The sequence below is a fragment of the Geobacter anodireducens genome (genome assembly GCA_001628815.1).
GTDB classification, from domain to species: Bacteria; Desulfobacterota; Desulfuromonadia; order Geobacterales; family Geobacteraceae; genus Geobacter; species Geobacter anodireducens.
Window position 1 is genome coordinate 601,236 of record CP014963.1, and the last position, 17,712, is coordinate 618,947.

The 17,712-nt window shown below is 63.3% G+C and carries 11 protein-coding genes and 4 pseudogenes; 10 read left to right on the forward strand and 5 right to left on the reverse strand.

Annotation, left to right across the window (positions count from 1 at the left end; all coding sequences use genetic code 11):
• Positions 1 to 33 precede the first annotated feature (33 nt).
• Positions 34 to 2,253, forward strand: coding sequence for a diguanylate cyclase (locus tag A2G06_02870; protein ANA39500.1), 2,220 nt, complete (start codon positions 34 to 36; stop codon positions 2,251 to 2,253).
• On the opposite strand, the gene A2G06_02875 is transcribed toward A2G06_02870, so the two are convergent.
• Complete coding sequence (locus A2G06_02875) at positions 2,234 to 2,677, reverse strand: molecular chaperone (protein ID ANA39501.1); 444 nt, start codon at positions 2,675 to 2,677, stop codon at positions 2,234 to 2,236. The two genes, A2G06_02870 and A2G06_02875, sit on opposite strands and share 20 nt — an antisense overlap.
• A gap of 136 nt (positions 2,678 to 2,813) precedes the next feature.
• Positions 2,814 to 2,987, reverse strand: a complete 174-nt coding sequence (locus tag A2G06_02880; protein ID ANA41576.1) for a hypothetical protein — start codon at positions 2,985 to 2,987, stop codon at positions 2,814 to 2,816.
• Positions 2,988 to 3,245: 258 nt separating this feature from the next.
• Here A2G06_02880 and A2G06_02885 point away from each other — a divergent pair, with 258 nt between their 5' ends.
• The 3 genes and pseudogenes from A2G06_02885 (at position 3,246) to A2G06_02895 (ending at position 7,314) form a co-directional block, all read left to right on the forward strand.
• Complete coding sequence (locus A2G06_02885) at positions 3,246 to 3,425, forward strand: hypothetical protein (protein ANA39502.1); 180 nt, start codon at positions 3,246 to 3,248, stop codon at positions 3,423 to 3,425.
• Positions 3,426 to 6,099, forward strand: a pseudogene (locus tag A2G06_02890) (DNA polymerase I). It abuts the gene before it with no gap.
• A gap of 189 nt (positions 6,100 to 6,288) precedes the next feature.
• Complete coding sequence (locus A2G06_02895; protein ANA39503.1) at positions 6,289 to 7,314, forward strand: diguanylate cyclase; 1,026 nt, start codon at positions 6,289 to 6,291, stop codon at positions 7,312 to 7,314.
• A gap of 24 nt (positions 7,315 to 7,338) precedes the next feature.
• Here the strand turns inward: A2G06_02895 and A2G06_02900 are convergent, their stop codons facing one another.
• Both A2G06_02900 and A2G06_02905 read right to left on the reverse strand, forming a co-directional pair.
• Positions 7,339 to 7,836 (reverse strand): hypothetical protein, encoded by a 498-nt coding sequence (locus A2G06_02900; protein ID ANA39504.1) that lies wholly within the window; start codon positions 7,834 to 7,836, stop codon positions 7,339 to 7,341.
• 16 nt (positions 7,837 to 7,852) lie between these two features.
• Positions 7,853 to 8,481 (reverse strand): annotated as a pseudogene (locus tag A2G06_02905) (SAM-dependent methyltransferase).
• A gap of 148 nt (positions 8,482 to 8,629) precedes the next feature.
• On the opposite strand from A2G06_02905, the gene A2G06_02910 reads away from it, so the two are divergent.
• The 3 genes and pseudogenes from A2G06_02910 (at position 8,630) to A2G06_02920 (ending at position 12,313) form a co-directional block, all read left to right on the forward strand.
• The gene (locus A2G06_02910) at positions 8,630 to 9,556 is read left to right on the forward strand and encodes a hypothetical protein (GenBank protein ID ANA39505.1); all 927 of its coding nucleotides are present in this window, start codon (positions 8,630 to 8,632) and stop codon (positions 9,554 to 9,556) included.
• A gap of 2 nt (positions 9,557 to 9,558) precedes the next feature.
• A complete protein-coding gene (locus A2G06_02915) occupies positions 9,559 to 9,939 on the forward strand; it encodes a peptidyl-tRNA hydrolase (protein ANA39506.1) in 381 nt (126 codons plus the stop codon).
• Positions 9,936 to 12,313: pseudogene (locus A2G06_02920) on the forward strand (DNA mismatch repair protein MutS). Before A2G06_02915 ends, A2G06_02920 begins: the two are co-directional and overlap by 4 nt.
• Before the next feature lie 21 nt (positions 12,314 to 12,334).
• On the opposite strand, the gene A2G06_02925 reads toward A2G06_02920, so the two are convergent.
• Positions 12,335 to 13,849, reverse strand: a complete 1,515-nt coding sequence (locus tag A2G06_02925; GenBank protein ANA39507.1) for a B12-binding domain-containing radical SAM protein — start codon at positions 13,847 to 13,849, stop codon at positions 12,335 to 12,337.
• A gap of 121 nt (positions 13,850 to 13,970) precedes the next feature.
• Between A2G06_02925 and A2G06_02930 the strand changes: the two are divergent.
• The 3 genes and pseudogenes from A2G06_02930 to A2G06_02940 all read left to right on the forward strand — a co-directional run bounded on the left by A2G06_02930 (position 13,971) and on the right by A2G06_02940 (position 17,582).
• A pseudogene (locus A2G06_02930) lies at positions 13,971 to 14,650 on the forward strand (SAM-dependent methyltransferase).
• A gap of 147 nt (positions 14,651 to 14,797) precedes the next feature.
• On the forward strand, positions 14,798 to 16,015 hold the full coding sequence (locus A2G06_02935) for a hypothetical protein (GenBank protein ID ANA39508.1): 1,218 nt from the start codon (positions 14,798 to 14,800) through the stop codon (positions 16,013 to 16,015).
• A 184-nt stretch (positions 16,016 to 16,199) separates the two neighbouring features.
• The gene (locus A2G06_02940) at positions 16,200 to 17,582 is read left to right on the forward strand and encodes an FAD-linked oxidase (GenBank protein ID ANA41577.1); all 1,383 of its coding nucleotides are present in this window, start codon (positions 16,200 to 16,202) and stop codon (positions 17,580 to 17,582) included.
• The last annotated feature ends 130 nt before the right edge of the window (positions 17,583 to 17,712 follow it).

Below are 17,712 nucleotides of genomic sequence, written 5' to 3' on the forward strand. Positions count from 1 at the left end.
AAACCATATTCCCGTGGCAGCATCGAGTCCGTCATGCCCTTGCGCAAGAATATCAATCTGAAGGAAACCCTCCACGAGATGGTTCTCGGCGTATCGGCCGCCGTGGGCGATCAGTTTTTCCACTCCCTGCTGGAGCATCTCACCAGGGCCCTGGACGTGGAGTACGCCTTCATTGCCGAATTCAGCGACCGGCAGGCCATGAGGGTGAAGACCGTTGCCTTCCGTGCCGACGGGCAGGAGGCGGAGCCCCTCGAATTCGATCTGGTGGGCACTCCCTGCGAACGGGTGGTTCTGGATGCCTACTATTGCGCTCCCGAAGGGGTCTGCACCCTGTTCCCCCTGGACCATCTGGCCATGGCCATGGGGGTCCAGGGGTACGCGGGCATCGCCCTGACCGATGCGGCGGGCAACGTGCTGGGGCCCTTGGCGGTCCTGAGCCGCCGGCCGCTGGGCGACAGCGAGCTGGCCGAGACGATGCTCCGGATCTTCGCGTCCCGGGCCTCGGCCGAGCTGGAGCGGACCAGGGCCGAGCAGGCCCGGCGCGAGCAGCTCCACTTCCTCCAGGTCCTCATCGATTCCATCCCCCATCCCATCTTCTACAAGGACGCCGACCGGCGTTATCTCGGCTGCAACTCCGCCCTGGAATCGTTCATCGGACGCACGCGCGAGGAGATTGTCGGCAAGACGGTCTTCGACATCGGCGCGGAGGGGCGGGCGCGCATCTGCGATGCCGTGGACCGCAAGCTGCTCGCCACCGGCGGGGTGGAAAGCTACGACAGCACCATGGTTCACACGGACGGCAGCCTCCGCGACATAATCTTCAGCAAGACGGTATTCGGCAATTCCGACGGCTCCATCGGCGGCATCGTCGGCACGATCCTCGACATCACCGAGCGCAAGCGGGCCGAGGAGGCGATTCAGCAACTGGCTTACTTCGACGGGCTCACGGGGCTGCCGAACCGGACCCTGCTCAGGGACCGCATCAGTCAACTGCTGTCCCAGGCGCGGCGGGAGGGGGGCGGCTTCGGGGTCCTGCTCCTGGACGTGGACCGGTTCAAGGGTGTGAACGATTCCCTCGGCCATGCCTGCGGCGATCTCCTCCTCTCCAGCGTGGCCGGGCGGATCGCTTCCAGCATCCGGGAGAGCGACACCGTGGCGCGGCTGGGGAGCGACGAGTTCGTGGTGATCCTGCCGGGGGTGGGGCACGAAGAGGACGTGGTGGCGGTGGTCCGCAAGATAGTGGAGGAGTTGAACCGGCCCATCGTCATCCAGGGCAACGACATCTTCTGCACCGCCAGCATCGGCATCGCCATCTATCCGACGGACGGCTCCAGCGCCGACATCCTGCTCAAGAATGCCGACATGGCCATGCATAAGGCCAAGGAGTTCGGGGGTGACGGCTACCAGTTCTATTCAAGCGAGCTGAACCACCGGGCCATGGAGCGGCTGACCCTGGAGACCAGCCTGCGCCGCGCGCTGGAGCGCCGGGAGTTTCTCCTGCACTTCCAGCCGCTGCTCGGCATCGGGTCAGGCCGGATTGTCGGGGTGGAGGCGCTGTTGCGGTGGGATTCGCCGGAACTGGGCATGGTGTCGCCGGCCCGTTTCATTCCCCTGGCCGAGGAGACGGGGCTCATCGTGCCGATCGGCGAGTGGGTCCTGCGCTCGGCCTGCGAACAGCTCAGGACACTCCACGAGCTGGGCCACACCGAGTTGCGCGTGTCCGTGAACGTGTCGGCGCGGCAGTTCCGGCACGACGGGTTCTGCGCCATGGTGGCCGCCGTGCTGGCGGATGTGGGACTCGACCCCCGCTGTCTGGAGCTGGAGCTTACCGAGAGCGTCATCATGGAACGCTCCGAGACGGCCAAGGGGATTCTGCGGAAGCTGAAGGAGATGCGGGTGTCGCTCGCCATCGATGATTTCGGTACCGGCTACTCGTCCCTGAGCTACCTGAAACACTTTCCCATCGACCGGCTCAAGATCGACCGCACCTTTGTCAAAGAAGTGACCGTGGACCAGGACAATGCCGCCATTGCCGAGGCGATCGTCGCCCTGGCCCACGTGCTGAATCTGGATGTCGTGGCGGAAGGGGTGGAAACCGCCGGACAACTCGCCTTCCTGGCGGCGCTTCGCTGCGACGTGGTCCAGGGGTATCACATCGCCCCTCCCCTTTCTTCCCGTGACCTGATCGAATTCCTCGACGAGCGGGGGGAGGCACCCCCCGCCCGCCCCATGCTCAGGTCACTTCAACCGTGATCTGCTTGGGCTTCACCTCCTCCCGCTTGGGGAGGGTGATGGTGAGGACCCCCTTGTCGGAACTGGCCCTGACCTTTTCCTGATCGATGGTGGCCGGGATCGAGAAGCTCCGCTGGAAGCCGCCGTAGTAGCGTTCCACCCGGTGATAGTTCTCCTTGCGGACCTCTTCCTCGTGCTTGCGCTCGCCCCGGATGGTGAGGGTGTTGTCCTCGATCCGCACCTCGATGTCTTTCTGGTCGATGCCGGGCAGCTCGGCCTTGATGACCACGGCGTTTTCATCCTCGAAGATGTCCACGGGGGGCTGCCAGGCCCCCTCCCGCAGCTCTTCCCCGCCCTGCTTGCTCCAGGCCAGATCCAGGAGCCGGTTCATCTGCTCCTGCATATTCATCATGTCGCGAAACGGGCTGTACTTGACGATTGCCATGACTGCGCACCTCCTTGGTGGTGATGTGTTCGATCTGATCACAACATAATCACCCGTTTTTCAAAGTCAAGGGGGAGGCCTCCGCTGCCGGCGCCTCCCCCCCTCTGTTCACCTATTCACGTGAGCCCGTGAGTACTTATACCCGTTTCCCTTTGGGAACGCTGTGTTTGAGCTTTTTGGAGCCGTCGTAGAGGCTGCTCTTGGCGACCGAACGGCGCTCCTTGAGGTCCTTGCGCTCGTAGTCCGTGGAGAGTGCAACTTCCGCATCCTCGGCCAATTGTTCGATCATTTCCGTTTGCTTTTCCATCATCATACCGTGCACCTCGCGTGGCTGGCGGACCCGCCCGGGGCGAGCCGGTTGAGGGGGGAGCGTCACGGCATCGGGCCTCCTCCCGATGCTGACACAATGATACCATGGGCCAGGGGAGATGCAATTGTCGCAAGATTAAAGTTCTATAGTTATTTTAATGAGTTAAGGTCTTGTCGGCCGGGGCTCGCTCCCATTTCAGCCTTGAAGCGGGGGGGATTCTGGGCTACCATGCGACCCAAAAAACGGAAGAGGTGCGCTGTGCTCACATACAAGGTGGTGGAGATCGGGACCGTGACGGAGGACGTCATCGAGGAGGCCCTCAACGAATGGACCGCCAGGGGGTGGCGCTTCGACGGGATGCAGTTCGCCATGCGCGAGGCGAGCCGTCGCCCCTCCATGGCGTTTCTCATCTTCACCCGCGAAACGGAGGAGGCATAGATGGCGACCGACACGCTGTTTCTCATCGACGGCTCCTCGTACATCTACCGGGCCTACTTCGCCATCCGGCACCTGTCGTCGCCGGCGGGCTTCCCAACCAACGCGCTCTACGGTTTCACCCAGATGCTCCTCAAGGTCATCAAGGACCACCATCCCGGCCGCCTGGCCGTGGTCTTCGACAAGGGGCGCACCACCTTCCGCACCGAGATCTATCCCGACTACAAGGCGAACCGGGCCGCCATGCCCGATGACCTGGTCCCCCAGATCGGACCCATCAAGGAGATGGTCCGGGCCTTCAGCATCCCGGTTCTGGAGTTGGAGGGCTACGAGGCCGACGACATCATCGGCACCATTGCCCGGCGGTGCGAGGAGCAGGGCATGGAGGCCGTGGTCGTTACCGGCGACAAGGATCTGATGCAGATCGTGAGCGACCGCATCCGGCTGCTCGACACCATGAAGGACCGGGTCTCCGGCATTCCCGAGGTGGTGGAGCGCTTCGGCGTCGGTCCCGAACTGGTCATCGACATCCTGGGCCTGGCGGGCGACACCTCCGACAACATCCCCGGCGTCCCCGGCATCGGCGAAAAGACCGCCACGAAACTGATCCAGGAGTTCGGCTCCCTGGACGCCCTGCTGGAGCGGGCCGGCGAGGTAAAGGGAAAGACCGGCGAGCGCCTGCGCGAGTTTGCGGATCAGGCCCGGCTTTCCCGGCGCCTTGCCACCATTGTCCGCGACGTGCCCCTGGACTTCGACCTCGACGCCTTTGCCGTGGCCACTCCCGACAATCGCCGGCTGGCCGAGCTCTTCAAGGAATACGGGTTCACCACCCTCATGAAGGAGCTGACCAGCGAGGCCACCCTGACTACCGAGCACTACCGCACCATTTTCGCGGAGGCCGATTTCCGCACCCTGCTTGCCGACCTCGCCGGGGCCGGGGTCTTTTCGGTGGATTTGGAGACCACAAGCCTCAATCCCCTTGAGGCGGACATCGTGGGCATCTCCCTGTCGCTCCGGGACCACGAGGCCTGCTACATCCCGGTGGGGCACGTCTATGACGGCGCCCCGGCCCAGCTCGACCGCGAACTGGTGCTGGAGGGGCTGCGGCCGCTCCTCACCGACCCGAGGTGCGCAAGGTGGGGCAGAACCTCAAGTACGACTACCAGGTGCTGCGCCGTCACGGCATCGTCATGGCCGGGGTCTGGTGCGACACCATGGTCGCCTCCTATCTGATCAACCCGGTCCGGTCGGGCCACGGCCTCGACTCCCTGGCGGTGGAGCACCTGGACCACCGGATGATCTCCTACGAGGAGGTGGCCGGCAAGGGGAAGGACCAGTTGAACTTTGCCCGGGTGCCAGTGGAGAAGGCCGCCACCTATTCCTGCGAGGATGCCGACGCCGCCTGGCTCCTGCACCGGCTCTTCCTGCCCCGGGTGGCCGAGGCCGGCATGGAGCGCCTGCTCTTCGACCTGGAGATGCCGCTCGTGCCGATCCTGGCCGAGATGGAGACGGCCGGGGTCAAGCTGGACCTGGCGCTGCTGGCGGAGCTCTCCGCCGGGCTCGGCAGCCAGTTGACGGCTCTGGAGGAGCAGGTCATGGCGCTCGCGCCCGAGCCCTTCAACCTCAACTCGCCCAAGCAGTTGGGAGAGGTGCTGTTCGAGAAGATGAAGCTCCCGGCCGGGAAGAAGACCAAGACCAAAACCGGCTGGTCCACCAACGTGGAGGAGCTGGAACGGCTGGCCGAGGCCGGGCACGAGATCGCCGCAGCCATCCTCCGGTACCGGGGGCTCGCCAAGCTCAAGTCCACCTACACCGATGCCCTGCCCAGGCTGGTGCAACCGGCCAGCGGACGGGTGCACACCTCCTACAACCAGACCGTCACCAACACCGGGCGGCTCTCGTCTTCGGAGCCCAACCTGCAGAACATCCCGGTCCGCACCGACGAGGGGAGGAAGATCCGGCGCGCCTTCATCGCGGAGGAGGGACACCTGATCCTCTCGGCCGACTACTCCCAGATCGAGCTGCGGGTCCTGGCCCATCTCTCGGAGGACCGGGTCTTCTGCGACGCCTTTGCCCGGGACGAGGACATCCACACCCGGACCGCGGCCGAGGTGTTCGGCCTCTTCCCGGAGATGGTGACGCCCGAGATGAGGCGCCAGGCCAAGGCCATCAACTTCGGGGTCATCTACGGCCAGGGGGCCTTCAGCCTGGCCAAGCAACTGGGGATCGCCACCAAGGTGGCCAAAGAGTTCATCGACAACTACTTCGCCCGCCACCCCGGTGCCCGGGCCTTTCTGGACGGCTGCGTGGCCGGGGCCGAGGCCAGGGGCTACGTGACCACCCTCATGGGGCGGCGGCTCCCCATTCCGGACATTGCCAGCAACAACGGCAACATCCGGGCCTTTGCCCAGCGCAACGCCGTCAACTACCCCATCCAGGCTCGGCCGCTGACATCATCAAGGCGGCCATGGTGCGGGTCACGGAGCGGATGCGGCGGGAGGGGCTCGCCAGCCGCCTGATCATGCAGGTCCACGACGAACTGGTCTTCGAGGTGCCGGAGGGGGAACGGACCGCCATGGAGCGGCTCGTGCAGCACGAGATGGAGCATGCGGCGACCCTCCGGGTGCCGCTGCGGGTTGACGTGAACGTGGGGCGCAACTGGAGCGAGGCCCACTGAACCGGAATACTTGAGCCTGAAACTGCAGGGGTAGGCCGTTAGTACGTCTGCACGCAGTGTTCAACTGCTGAATATACGTCGAATTTTTTAATCGCGTCGCCTCAGAATTCTAATGAAATAATCGGGCCAGGAGCGTATACTCAATCCGACGCTGGTTCCGCCGATTTTCCCCGAGGCAGGAGGTGCCGCATGTCCGGCGACATTCTGAACGATATCGTTGCAGCATGCCTGGAGCTTGAACGCAAGGCCGCATCAGTTTTCAGGATGTTTGCGGCGGATGCCGGCAGCGACGACGCACGGCGCTTCTGGGAGACCGTTGCCGGCGAGACCCGCAACCACAGCACCGTGTACGAGCGCCTGCGGGCCGGGGGCGGAAGCGAGCCCCTGCCGCTCATCATCTACAAACCGGCCGAGACCCTCGAAGAGCTGGAGATGATCGGCAAGAGCATCGACGAGCAGGTGGAGCGCTACACCGAGGTCCCTTCTTCCGAGTCGGCCTGCCTGCTCGGCTTCCGACTGCAGCTCTATCTCCTGCACCCCGCCTTTGCGAGCCTCTGCCGCCTGACCAAAGACGCTGCCGGCGAAGATCGTGCCGATATCGGCTACGGCCGCTACCTGCGCCGCTTCATCGACGGCATCGGCTCCTGCGGCCTGGCCACCGCGGAAACGGAACTGCTGGGCGAGGCCCTGTTCCGGCTCTGGAACGAGGCGCGGCAGTTGGCAGCCCAGTCCCACTTCGACGCCCTCACGGGGGTCATGACCCGGGCCGGGTTCTTCAAGACCGTGGGACCCCTCGCCTACGCGGCCCAGCGCAGCGGCAGCAACGTGGGCATCATGCTCATCGATCTGGATTATTTCAAGCTGGTGGGAGACAATTACGGCCACCAGACCGGCGACCGCATCCTGCAGCTCGTGGCGGAAACCATCACCGCCCACCTGCGCCGCTCCGACGTGGTGGGGCGCTATGACGGAGACGAATTCGTGGTCTACCTGTCGCCGGTGGACCCGGCGTCGCTCCGGACCGTGGCCGACAACCTGCGGCGCAGCATCGAGGAGGAGAGCGCCCGCATGGTGCCGGTCACCGCCAGCATCGGCGTTGCCCAGGGCTTTCTCGGCGCCGACGTGGACCAGGGGCTCGAAGAACTGGTCCGCCTGGCCGACGAGTGCCTCATGCAGGCCAAGTACACGGGCAAGAACAAGGTCGTCGTGAAATAGCGCTGCCTGCGGCCCCGGCCGCGGTCAGAACCCTACCCCCACCCCTATGCCGAAGTGCACCGCCGGCTGGGCATAGGGATCCTCAGGTCTCCAGACGTACATCTCCCTGATGGCAATCACCGGATAACGGTAGCTGGTGCCGTCGAGGCGCCGTTCCGTCACGCCGGTCACCGTTCCCACCAGGGTCACGAGCCTTCCCCTGCTGAAGATCAGCGGATCGAGAAATTCGCTGCTACGGGCGAGGAAGCGCCCTTCTGACCCGCGTTTTTCCTGGGGCCGGTCGTCGGAGTCCAGGGGAAACTGGACCACTTCCAGCTCTGCTCCTTCAGGCCTGTTTGCCGTTTCGGCCACCGCCCCTCCCAGCAGGAGGTGGCGCCCCACGTATGCGTGTGGGTTCTCCCGCACCACGGCAAAGGACAGGCTCCGTTCCGCCAGAAGAAGGGACTCCCGGCTGATGACCTGCCGGGTGCAGCCGGCCAGGGTGCAGGCAATGACCAGAACGAACAGCAACCGTATCGGCATGATGCGCACCTTTCTTTCAACTGAGCCGGTAGCCCAGGAGCACGCCGTTTCCCACCGGCACGATGGTGGTGAAGAAATCCCGCCGACTGGACAGGTGGCGGTTGAACTCCCGCAGGCAGCGGTCTCCGGGGTCTCGTGGCCTTCGGCAACCGCGCCGCGCCGGAGGGCGTTCACGGCGATGAGCAGGGCATTTTTTGCCAGGCACCGGGTCATCCGCTCCAACACGTCCGCCCCGTCGAAGACGTCGCAATCCATGAGCAGGATGTCGATGTCCCGCTGGCCGGCGGCGATCCCCAGGGGATCCCCGACCTGCAGGTCGGCCCGGTCGATGAGTCCGCTGTCCTGCAGCATGCGGCGGGCATGCTCCACGTTGTCCCGGTCGGGGTCGATCATCACCACCCGGCTGCTGATGCTGATCGCCCGGGCGAACCACCAACTGGCGCAGCCGAGGCCGTCGCCGGGCACCACCACCAACTGGGGCTGCTTGATCCGTGCGAGCAGATAGAGCAGACGCCCCGTCTGCCGGTCCACGATGGGAATACTCCGCTCGCGGGCCAACTGCTCCATGGCGGTCGCCACCGGGTCGGTTTCGGGCAGGAGGCCGTCCAGATACGCCCCGATGCGGGGATCGATTATCGGAATCATCGCTCGTCCCTTCCTTCCGCCTATTTTTTTCATACGGTCCGAGTAGTTAGATAAGTCTAACACTTGCGGCCGGATGCGCAATCGCCCCCTCGGGAAAAGCGCAAACTGTCTGTTGACTTGACCGGCGGCGCCGTTCTTTAATAGCAGGATGATCCAGGCTCAGACCGCGGCACCGCCGCACGCAAAGGTAACGGCTATCCTCCTGTTCACCACCCTCATGTGGGGGGGGAGCTTCCTCTTCAACAAGATCGGGATGCGCGAGGTGCCTCCGGTCCACTTTTTCTTTTTCCGGTTCGCCCTGGCGGCGCTCCTCATGGGAGTGGTCTGTCTGCCGCGGCTGGCACGCCTCAACCGCCACATCGCCGTGCGCGGGGCAGTGGTCGGCCTGGCCCTTGCCGCGGTCAACCTCACCTTCGTCCTCGGCGTGTCGGGCACCACCATCTCCCGGGCCGGGTACCTGAACAACCTCTTTGTCCTCTTCATCCCGCTCCTCACGTTCGCCCTGTGGCGCGAGCGGGTCGACCGGGTAACCTTCGGCGGCATCGCCCTGGCCGTGGTCGGCCTCTGGGCCCTGGCCAGCGGCGGGGCCGAGGGGTTCAACCGGGGCGACCTCCTCTCCACGGTCTGCGCCCTGTTCATCGCCATCCACATCATTGCCGTGTCCCGGGTGCTGCGGGACGAGGACGTCTATCTGGTAACCCTGGTGCAGTTCGTTGCCGTTGCCGCCGTGGGGCTCGTCCTCTGCCTGATCCTCCCCTGGCCGGAGTTCACCATCGGCCGGGCCGGGGCCTGGTCCCTGGCGTACTGCGCCCTCTTTCCCACGGTGATCTGCTTTACCCTCCAGAACGCCTACCAGCGCTTCACCACTCCCACCAAGGCGGGGCTGGTCTATACCCTTGACCCGGTCTGGAGCATGCTGTTCGGGGTCTCCATCCTGGGCGAGCGGCTCACTCCCCGCGAACTGTCTGGTTGTGTCCTCATCCTCATGGCCGTGGCCGGGCCGCTCCTGGCCCGGCTCTACCTGGAGCAGCGCCAGCGGCGGCTCTACCGGCTCGATGACGCCGAAGGGACCTAGCCGTGGCAACGCCGACCTTTGCCGTGAGCGAAGAGAAAAACCGCTGGCTTCGGGACAAGATGGCCGAGCTGGGGGTGAGCGAGGCGGACCTGGAGGAGACCTTTGTCCGCTCCTCCGGCGCCGGCGGGCAGCACGTGAACAAGACCGCCACCTGCGTCCAGATCCGTCACCGCCCCACCGGCATCGAAGTGAAGTGCATGAAGGACCGGAGCCAGTCCGTGAACCGCTTTCTGGCCCGGCGCGAGATCCTTGAGCGGATCGAACGGCTCAACAAGGGGGAGAGCCCCCGGGACGCCCGGGTCGAGAAGCTCCGGAAGCAGAAGGCGCGGCGGAAACGGCGGGCCACCACGAAATACGACCCAGAGAAGGACAATCAGCAATGATCAGAACCGAAACCCTCCGCACCCTTGAATTCGATAAAATACTCTCGGCCGTGTCGGGCTACGCCCACAGCGACGCCACGCGGGGAGAAACCGCCCTGATCCGGCCCCTGGACGACCGTGAGGCCATTGTCCGGCGCTTCGGCCAGGTGGACGAGATCCGGCGGCTGCGCCAGTTGGGGATCGATCTTTCCCTCCGCTCCTTCGAGGACATCGCGCCGCTGCTGGCGGCGGTCCGTCCCGACGGCGCGGTGCTGGACCCCACGGAGCTGGTGGTCCTGTTCCCGATACTGCGGACCATGACCGCCATTGCCAAGCAGTTCGCCTACCGGACCGACATCCCCCTGCTGAGGGAACTGGCCGGCACCCTGACCGGCTTCCCCGATCTTCTGGACGAGCTGGAGGTCTCCATCGACTCCGAGGGGGAGATCCTCGACTCCGCCTCGCCGCTCCTCTCGGACCTGCGCCAGAAGAAGCGCCATCTCACCGAGCGGATCAGGCGGCGGCTGGCCGAGATCGTCCGGGAGACCGGGGTCGCCACCTTCCTCCAGGACGACTTCATCACCCAGCGGGGCGGGCGGTGGGTGATCCCGGTGCGGATGGATTCCAAGGGGATGGTCCCCGGCGTGGTGCACGACGTCTCCAACTCCGGCGAGACCGCCTTCATGGAGCCCCTGGAGATCATCGGCCTGGCCAACGAGCTGGAAAACCTGGTGGCCGAGGAAAAGGCCGAGATGATCCGCATCGTCCGGACCATCTGCCGGATGATCCGTCAGGATGCCGACGGCCTGGAGGAGCAGTTCCGCATCCTGGTCCGGCTTGACGTGCTGAACGGCATCGCCCTGTTCGCCGATTCCCTCGGCGCCGAGACCCCCGAGATCACCGACGCCCGGTTCATCCGGGTCCGGGAGGGGCGCCACCCGCTCCTGGCGCTCATGGCGCGGAAACGGGGGACCGGCCGGGTGGTGCCGCTGGACCTGGGGCTGGGGGGCGCTGAACGTCCTGATTCGCATGTGGCGAATCAGGTCATGGTCATCACCGGGCCCAACGCAGGGGGCAAAACCATCTCCCTCAAGACCACCGGCCTCCTTCACCTGATGGCCCTGGCAGGGATTCCGGTACCGGCGGCTTCCACTTCGTCGTTCCCCCTGATCTCCGACCTTCTGGTCGACATCGGCGACGAGCAGTCCATCGAGCAGAGCCTCTCCACCTTCTCGGCCCACGTCTCCAACATCGCCGGCATCCTGGAGCGGGCCGACCGCCGGACCGTGGTGCTGCTGGACGAACTGGGCACCGGCACCGAGCCGGTCCAGGGGGCGGCCATCTCCTGCGCCGTCCTGGCCGACCTGCAGGACAAGGGGGCGCTGGTCATCGCCACCACCCACCTGACCGACATCGTGGGCTTCGTCCACAAGCGGGACGGCATGGTCAACGCCTCCATGGAGTTCGACCGCCAGACCCTCACCCCCCTCTACCGCCTCACCGTGGGAGAGCCGGGCCAGTCCCACGCCCTGGAGATCGCCCGCCGCTACGGCCTTCCCGACCGGGTCGTGGCCGTGGCCACCGGCATGCTCTCCCGCATGGAGACCGAATTCCACGAACTGCTGGCCGAGCTCAAGGACCAGCGCCGGCGCCACGAAGAGGCCCTGGCCGAGGCGGAACGACTCCGGCGCGATGCCGAGGAGAAGGCCCGCATCGCCCGCGAGCGGCTGGCCGAGGCCGAGGCCCGGCGGCGCGAGGCAACCGAGAAGGCCCTCCAGGAGGCAAAGGAGATCGTCCGGGCCGCCCGGCGGGACGTGAATGCCATCATCGAAGAAGCCCGCCGGGAGAAGAGCAGGGAGGCCCGGAAGAAGATCGACGAGGCCGAGGCCGCGGTGGAGGCCAAGCTCCAGGAGTTCCACCCCGAGGAGACCCTTTCCCTGGATGCCGCCCGCGAGGGTGACACCGTCTTCGTCAAGGCCATCGGCCATGACGGCACCGTCACTGCCGTGGACCGCCGCAGCGGCCGGCTCCGGGTGCGGGCCGGCGCCATGGAGCTGGAAGTGGCGGCCACGGACGTGTCCCCGCGCCGGGGCAAGGCCACCGAGGCCAAAATCCGCACCGGCTCGGGCAGGAAACCGGTGCCGGACACGGAGACCCCCCGGGAGATCAACCTGATCGGCCTGCGGGTGGACGACGCCCTGGCGCGACTGGAGCCCTTCCTGAACCACGCCTCCCTGGAAGGATACGGCGAGCTGCGGATCGTCCACGGCAAGGGGACCGGCGCCTGATGCGGGCCGTGCGCGAATACCTGGACGGCCATCCCCTGGTGCTCGAATTCCGCCCCGGCGAGCCCTTCGAAGGGGGCGAGGGGGCCACGGTGGTGACGCTGCGGTAAGGCGCACCGCGCCCCGTCGACTCACTCGACGCATTCCTGCTCCTCGAACATGCCGGTGGCACCGATGCTCTCCGCCACCTTTCGGAAGTGAAAGCCGTAGATGGCCAGGGTGATCGCCAGGGGAAAGAGCCGTGGCCGCCTCGCCAGTGACCAGAAGAAGAGTTTCCAGTAGTAGAGGCGCTCCCTCCCGATCACCCCCAGCAACACCACCGACGCCAGGAACGCCCGCAGTCGGGCCGGATTCGGCTGGAACCCCCCCGGCGGGGTCCGGTACTCCGTGAGGAAGGTGATGACCCGGCGGTAGTAGTGCCGTGGGGCATAGATGGTGTCGAGGATTTTCCGGTAACCGCCCACGAGCGCATCCGCCGGCATCCGGGGGACGAAGTTGAGGGCAATGGCGGTATTGTTGCCCGAGGCGTTCCGCAGCAGCCGTCCCTCCTGCGCAAGACGCCGGTGAAGCCTGGTCCCCCGCAGGGCGGTGAGCATTCCGACCATGGCGGTCACGATGCCGCTCTCCTGGATGAAGCGGATCTGCCGCTCGAAGATCGTCTCCGGGTCGCTGTCAAAGCCGACGATGAACCCTCCCTGCACCTGGAGCCCCGCCCGCTGGATCCGTTTGACGCTGTCCAGCAGGTCGCGGTTGCGGTTCTGAACCTTGCCGCTCTCGTGGAGCCCCTCGTCGTGGGGGGTCTCGATGCCCACAAAGACCTCCGTGAACCCCGCCCGCACCATGAGCCCCATGAGCTCGGGATCGTCGGCCAGGTCGATGGAGGCCTCGGTGAAGAAAGAAAAGGGCCGTCCCCGCTGCTCCTGCCAGTCGATCATGGCGGGAAGCACTTCCCGTTTCAGCTTTGCCCGGTCGCCGATGAAATTGTCGTCCACGAAGAAAACACCCCCCTGCCAGCCGCGGGCATGGAGGCTGTCCAGTTCCGCCGCCAGTTGCTCCCGGCCCTTGGTGCGCGGCCTGCGGCCGAAGAGCCGGGTGATGTCGCAGAACTCGCAGTCAAAGGGGCAGCCCCGGGAATACTGGATGTTCATGGCCGCGTAATCCCGGATGTCCAGGAGATCCCACCGTGGCAGCGGGGTTCGGGTCACGTCGGCCCGTGCCTCGGTAGTATAGATACGCTGGGCGCGGTCCATGGCCAGGTCGTCCAGAAGCCGCGGGAGGGTGAGCTCAGCCTCGTTGAGCACCAGGTGGTCCGCCTCGGGAAACTCCTCCGGCGCGGTAGTGAAGAGAGGGCCCCCGGCCACCGTGGTGACCCCCAGTTGCCGGCAGCGGCCGAGGATCTCCCGCACCGCATCCCGCTGGATGGTCATGGCGCTCACGAAAACGAGATCAGCACGGGCAAGATCGGCATCGGTCACTTCCCGGACATTCTGGTCGATCAGGCGTGCCTGCCAGGTGTCGGGGAAGAGGGAAGCAACGGTCAGGAGCCCCAGGGGCGGGAAGGCGGCTTTCTTGCCGACGAATTTCAGGGCGTGGCGGAAGCTCCAGAAGGAATCCGGATAGCGGGGGTAGACGAGGAGAACGTTCATGGGATCCTCCGTGATCCATGAGTTTTCCGTCAGGCGGGGACGGCTCGATTGGGTAAATTTTACCCCTTCTCCACCGGCGCCCGCGTAATTTTTCTGTAAAATGTGTGAACGGAGGACTCCCATGATCCAGGACCCCACCGGCGAGTACATCCGCACCATCACCAGCCACTGTGACCTGCGGGGCGCAGAGGTCCTCGAAGTGGGCTGCGGCGCCGGCCGCATCACCCGCGACCTGACGCGCCACGCCGCCCGGGTCGTGGCCGTGGACCCGGACGAACGCGCCCTGGCACAGGCCCGGGCAGCCGTCACCGCCGCCAACGTCAGCTTCCTCCCCATGCCCGACGGCGTCCTCAGCTTCCCCCCTGCCTCCTTCGACATCGTCATCTACACCCTTTCCTTCCACCATGTTCCCCTCCATCAAATGGACGAAAGTCTCGCCACCGCCGCCGGACTCGTGCGCCCCGGCGGCGCCGTGGTCGTGGTGGAGCCGGGCGAGGGGGGCTCCTTCACCGAGGCCAAGGAACGCTTCGGCGCCGGCAGCGGCGACGAACGCCCCGCCCAGGAAGCCGCCATCCGCGCCATGCACGCCCTCCCCGGCTGGACCGTGGGGGACACGGTTCTCTTCCGGGTCGGCTTCCTCTTCACGGACGAAGACGACTTCATCAGCTCCAAGCTCCCCGGCTTTGCCGAACAACCCGCAGCATATCAGCAGGAGGTGCGGACCTTCCTCGCCCGCCACCGCACCCCGGAGGCATCGTCCTCGACGCCGGCCGGCGGCTCACTGTGCTGCGGAGGAGGTGAGGCGCCGGGGGGTGTTGCCAACCGTGGGGGGCCTGTTACAGTTTCGAGGTGCGGGAAGAAGTGTTCCGTTTGGGTGGATGAGCGGTTCACGCGCGTGCGCGCGTGAACCGCTCAATACTGAGTTGAGCTCTGATAATGGAAAAGATCATGAATAAAGAAATTTCTGGAAACGAATTGTGCCCATGTGGGAGCAAGAAGAAGTACAAAAGGTGTTGTCGGAAAAAGGATTTTACCTGGGCGAGGGACGAGGATGGAAATATCTGCCGAGTTGTTTCAGCCTCCGATGAGCTAATTGAAGAATTTCACAAATCACGAAAGCAGTTCTTTGACGTCTTTGGAAGAGATTCGATTCAAGATGATCCATTGTTATTGGGGAAGTATCTGGTGTCTGATACTGACTATGACAACGATCTTGATCAAGCAATGGAAGCTGCTGGTATAGATTCAGCTATTGCGTATGCTTGCAAGAAGACCGGGTTATTGGTGTCACAACAGAATATCAATAAGTTAACAGATGTTGAGATTGAGGAATGGAATGATGCCATAACAGAATTTAATAATGGGTCAATAGAAGCTAATCCTATAACGTCTTTCATAACTAAATTGGAAGCAAATATCGAACATCTCATTTTTGCATATGGTCTTGTGCTTGACAAATATGCAAATAATATTGCTCCAAGCACTGGGCCAGTGGAATTTATGATAAAGTTTCATATCACTAAGTCCATGAAAGTATTAAGAAGCATTCGATTACTGACACAGAACTCAATGCCTGATACCGTCTTTGCGCTGTTACGTACCATGTACGAAAGCTATATTTATATACTCTATGCTCTCTCTAACCCAAAAGAAGCGGAGGAGATGCTGTTTGCAACATTAGGATTGGATAGTGGAACCTATCGATACCCATTGAATGCTGATGGAAGTATCAAATCAAAAAAGATAGCTATCGGCATAAAATCAGGAAAAGAAGTGAAGCTTACTATTAATAACTATCAAGTAATAAAATTAACTAAATCAAAAAGTGAACTTGAATTTTATGAAATGATATACGAGTTACTTTCTAAGCACGTTCATCCGAATCTCTCGGTATTGGATCAATGTTTTGACATGAATAAATTTGACCATTTTATCTCACTTCACAAAGTAGATGGCATTGTATACACAAATGCGATTGCTGCTATTATCCTCGAATATATAGCCAGTAATATTTTATCAGAATCCATTCTTGTCAATGATGTGAAACATGTTGTCAAAGACACAAGAGACAAAATCATTAATATATTACAAGAGCTAGATTTAATTGACGGTGGTAGTGAATCGCGCAGAATATTAGCACAACGCATTGAGTTGTTCAGTATTTAGAAGAAGCTAATTGAGGCAAGGTCACAGTTGATTGAATATGAGCGCTGAAGCACAACAAGGCTGTACAGAGACAGTAATCACCTGACAGTCCGCCCCGTTCGTCGCGTGATACAGCAAAGACAGAAGTCGAAAAGACACTCACTGGGAGGCCAACATGAAGGCGAAAACGTTGAATGGTGGCGAGATCGAGCTGAAACCGGACACGATCGACTCTTTGAGGACACGGCTGCGGGGCCCACTGCTGTTGCCGGGCGACACGAGCTACGACGAGACGCGCCAGATTTGGAACGCCATGATTGACCGCAGACCCGCGATGATTGCCCGCTGCGTTTCGCCTGAAGACGTCATCACCGCAGTGGGATTCGCCCGCGAGCATAGCCTCCTCGTATCGATTCGCGGCGGGGGGCACAACATCGCTGGCAATGCCGTCTGCGATGGCGGCCTGATGATTGATCTCTCGCTGATGAAGAGCGTCCGGGTGGACCCTGTTGCCCGCCGGGCGACCGTCGAGCCCGGCTGCACCCTGGCCGACTTCGACGCGGCCGCGCAGGCGCACGGCCTTGCCGCGCCGCTGGGCATAAACTCGACCACTGGGGTGGCCGGCCTGACGCTTGGCGGCGGTTTCGGCTGGTTGAGCCGGAAGTACGGCATGACCGTCGACAGCCTCCTCTCGGCGGATGTCGTCACGGCTGACGGCAGGCGGGTACACACCAGCGATTCGGAGAATGCCGACCTGTTCTGGGGACTGCGCGGCGGCGGTGGAAACTTCGGCATCGTCACCAGCTTCGAGTTCCAACTCCATCCAGTGGGGCCGGATGTGCTGAGCGGGCTCATCGTCTTCCCGTTCGACCAGGCGAAGCACGTGATCACGCAGTTTGCCCGCTTCACCGAGACGATGCCGGACGAGCTCAACGTCTGGATGATTACCCGAAAGGCGCCGCCGCTCCCTTTCCTGCCTGCCGACGTCCACGGGAAAGAGATGGTCGCGCTCGCCATCTTCTACACAGATGACCCCGCCGCGGGGATGAAGCTCATCGCGCCGCTGCGCTCGTTCGGGATGGTGCTCGGCGAACACGTCGGGGTGCAGCCGTTCACCGCTTGGGAGAAGGCGTTCGATCCCCTCCTGACGCCGGGTTCGCGCAACTACTGGAAGTCGCACAACCTGGTGCAGCTCAGCGACGGCCTGATCGACACTGTCATCAAATACGCCGGCGCGCTGCCGACGGACCAGACCGAGATATTCATCGGCACAATCGGCGCCCAGACGACACGCGTTGCGCCCGAGACGATGGCCTATTCGAGCCGGAACGCCAATTACGTGATGAACGTGCACTGTCGTTGGGAGTCGGCCGACGACGATGATCGCTGCATCGCATGGGCGCGCGAATTCTTCTCCACGTCACAGCCGTTCGCCAGTGAGGGCGCGTACGTCAACTTTCTCACCCAGGACGAGGGTGGCCGCGTGGCGTTTGCCTACGGCACGACGTACAACCGGTTGGTGGAGCTTAAGAAGAAGTACGATCCCACGAACTTCTTCCGGATGAACCAGAACATCAAGCCGGCTTGAGGATGGGCTCGGAAGAGGCGTGGGTGCCCTTCTGTATATTCACATTTACAAGCAAAGGATTGTTCCGCCTCTCGGGTGCTGCTGTTTCCGCCGCGCTCCCTAGCAGACCCCCATGCCGTACGACAAAGGG